Annotated in this window: 4 protein-coding genes; all 4 read right to left on the bottom strand. The window is 48.5% G+C overall.

Annotated elements, in window-relative coordinates; genetic code table 11:
* Positions 1-50 precede the first annotated feature (50 nt).
* Complete coding sequence (locus tag QTO00_RS17305) at positions 51-494, bottom strand: nitrogen fixation protein NifZ (RefSeq protein WP_331425884.1); 444 nt, start codon at positions 492-494, stop codon at positions 51-53.
* Between the two features lie 16 nt (positions 495-510).
* The gene (locus tag QTO00_RS17300) at positions 511-786 is read right to left on the bottom strand and encodes a nitrogenase-stabilizing/protective protein NifW (RefSeq protein ID WP_331425883.1); all 276 of its coding nucleotides are present in this window, start codon (positions 784-786) and stop codon (positions 511-513) included.
* A gap of 9 nt (positions 787-795) precedes the next feature.
* Positions 796-1,914 carry a homocitrate synthase gene (nifV, locus tag QTO00_RS17295; protein WP_331425882.1) on the bottom strand — a complete coding sequence of 373 codons (1,119 nt, stop codon included), beginning with the start codon at positions 1,912-1,914 and terminating at the stop codon, positions 796-798.
* Between the two features lie 9 nt (positions 1,915-1,923).
* Positions 1,924-3,058: cysteine desulfurase NifS (nifS, locus tag QTO00_RS17290; protein WP_331425881.1), on the bottom strand; the 1,135-nt coding region annotated here is incomplete at its 5' end.

The following is a 3,058-nucleotide window of genomic DNA, read 5'->3' as shown; positions in this document are numbered from 1 at the left end:
TCTGCTCATCCATAAGCACTCCTTGATAATAAATTGGTAAACCGTTCGGGTTAAGCCTCAACCACGCGGGCATCGACTTTGAAGTTGTAGCCAGCCACGGCAATCTCATATTGCAGCTGACCGCTGTCTAAGTCGCGAAATACTCGCTGTATCTCTACCCAATCGCCCTTGGTTGCAATGATGGTATCTTTAACCTTCAAAGCTAGGGTTAAGCGAGCTTTGTCTAGGGAGCGAAACAGGCAAGGCTCCCAGTCCAATTTTGCATCGATAAGCTCTGTCTCTTTGATTCCTACCACCACATTTCGAATGGGAAAAAACACTTGGTAGACAATCTGATCTTGCAGGTAATAGCCTGAGCTTCTCACTTCACCTTCACTACCCTGCTCAACCAACAACTCGCCCTTTTCTAGTTCGGTAAAACTGCCGTCATTTCTGACATTGCGAATCAGTCGAACCTGACTTCCAACCGGAAACTTAGCGTCCCAACACTCCATATCTAGGTACTCCTAATTAGTCATCGCATTCGGTACAGCTGCCACATACACCACCTTCAAGGGGAGGAGTATTGCCAAACAACAATGAGCGATATGCTCTGAGTAGAGCTCTCTTGTACACCTTATATCCACGCGGTTCTGGGGCTTGTTCTAACTCTTGCCTAAACAGCCTCAGCAGAGCGATTCGCTTTGGCGTCACCAATTGAGGGTCAAAACTAATGTTGAAGTAGTCTAAGAACTCCTCTGCGGTTGTGAGCGATTCAAGTGAAGAAAGAGATTTACTCTGCACCATAGGGGCTCCTTACGCTTTGGTATGCATCTGAAGAAGTTGAAACAGGTCATCGTTGGAAGGCGTACACTTGTACCTTTCCGACCATTTGCGCAGCAAAACTCGCATGCTCTCACTCTGGCTTGGGTCAAGGTGATAACCAAGCTGATGAAAGATAGACGTTATTGCTCGCCTACCTGAATGTTTACCTAAAACAAATTTATGCTCTTTGCCTACTAAAGCAGGGGGAAAAGCTTCATAAGTACTGCGGTTCTTTAGTAGGCCATCAACATGAACCCCTGACTCATGCATGAAGATCGAATCGCCAACAATGGCTTTTTGCGGGCTTTGCTGACGGCCCGCTGCGCTCATCACTTGCTCACACAGCGCGGGCAAAGCATCTAGGCTAATATTGGTCGGCTGCTTATTGAGTACAGACAATGCCACCGCTACTTCTTCCAATGCTGCATTACCTGCACGTTCACCTAAACCATTAAGCGTGGTATTGACCGACGTAGCTCCGGCATCAATCGCAGCCAAAGTATTCGCAGTTGCTAGCCCGAGATCGTTATGAGCGTGCATCTCAAGCTCTAAGTCGCTACTGGTTCGTAGTGACTGGATTTTGTTAAAAGTCGATTGAGGATCTAACACGCCTAAGGTATCGGCAAAGCGCACTCGTTTCACATTCAACTTCTCAACCTGCTCGACAAACGATTGGACAAAAGAAAGTTCAGCGCGAGAAGCATCCTCTAGGCCAATACAAAGGTCAAAGCCCATATCTAACCCCATTTCGATATAAGGCAAGCAGTGGTGAAACAGTTTCTCAGGCTTCAGCCCTAGCTTGTGGTGGATCTGTTGATACGAAATTGGCACCGACAGGTCTACCCAATCAAGACCAAGGTCTTCAGCGCACAATAGGTCGAACTCTTTCATCCGACACCACGCCATAGTCCGTGCTGATGTTAATGATGACGTAATGGCTGCTATGGTTTGCTGCTCTTCAAAGCCCATAGCCGGAACGCCGACTTCTAACTCGGGAACACCTGCAGCCTCTAGACCCAACGCAATGTTTACCTTCTCCTCAGTGGAAAAGGCCACACCAGGCGTTTGCTCACCGTCTCTAAGGGTGGTGTCATTGATGATTACTGCCATAACCTATCCTTATGCGTAAGCTGGAGTGAAGTTTTCTTCGATAGGTTGCCCTGTCACGCTATCCCAATAAGGGGATAAGGCTCGTAGGCGCTCGACGATAGGAGGAAGCTCATCGAGTACTCGGTCGACGTCACTATCCTGGGTGAACTTAGACAGTGAAAATCGTAACGTACCGTGTGCAGCGGTAAATGGAATATCCATCGCCTTCATCACATGAGATGGCTCCAATGAACCCGATGTACATGCCGAACCCGATGAAGCAGCAATGCCTACTTGATTGAGCAACAGCAGTAGCGCCTCTCCTTCCACGTACTCAACTGCAATGTTGGTCGTGTTTGGCACTCGCTCTAAAGGGTTTCCGGTAACAAAAGAGCTGGGAATACGCGCAAGCAAGCCTTGCTCAAGTCGATTACGCAGAAAATCAATTCGTCCTGAGCTTTCTACAATTGACCTTTGAGCCAATTGTGCCGCTTTGCCCAGGGCGATAATGGCGGCAGCATTCTCAGTACCCGCCCTACGCCCACGCTCTTGATGACCACCGCGCATCAGTGGGCGAAAACGTGTCCCGCGCTTAAGGTATAACGCACCAACCCCTTTCGGCGCATGAAACTTGTGACCTGACAGCGACAACATATCAATGCCTAGCGCTTTGACATCTACCGGAATTTTTCCCACAGCCTGTACGCCATCAACATGAACTTGAACGCCTTGGCTCTTCGCCGCTGAGACTATTTGTTTGATCGGAAAAATCGTCCCAGTTTCGTTGTTGGCCCACATGACAGACACCAAAGCCACATCATCGCTCAAGGCACGGACATAAGCAGGGAAATCAAATCGTCCTTTGCTGTCTACTCCAATCCAGTGGATGGTATAGCCTTTACGCTGCAAGTTCTCACACAGTTCCAGCGTCGCAGGATGCTCTACTTTAGAAGTGACGATGCTTTTACGCTCTGGATGCGCTTCAATAGCAGACATAATCGCAGTCGTCGTCGCCTCCGTTGCACAAGAAGTAAAAATGATTTCAGAGTCGAACTCAGCACCTATTAACGCCTGAACTTGCTCGCGGGCAATTTTCATCGCTTTGCCCACTTCAGAGCCAAGCGAGTGAATGGATGAAGGGTTACCGTAGTAGTGTTCTAAAAAC

It is taken from the genome of Vibrio sp. M260118, from assembly GCF_036533755.1.
Classification (GTDB): Bacteria; Pseudomonadota; Gammaproteobacteria; order Enterobacterales; family Vibrionaceae; genus Vibrio.
Note: the sequence above shows the minus strand (reverse complement) of the source record. Positions and strands in the feature narration are given on the sequence as shown.

What these genes read in the sequence shown, in the direction of transcription:
- QTO00_RS17305 (WP_331425884.1), bottom strand. Translation starts at nt 494, where the DNA reads ATGGAGTGTTGGGACGCTAAGTTTCCGGTTGGAAGTCAGGTTCGACTG.
- QTO00_RS17300 (WP_331425883.1), bottom strand. Translation starts at nt 786, where the DNA reads ATGGTGCAGAGTAAATCTCTTTCTTCACTTGAATCGCTCACAACCGCA.
- nifV (WP_331425882.1), bottom strand. Translation starts at nt 1,914, where the DNA reads ATGGCAGTAATCATCAATGACACCACCCTTAGAGACGGTGAGCAAACG.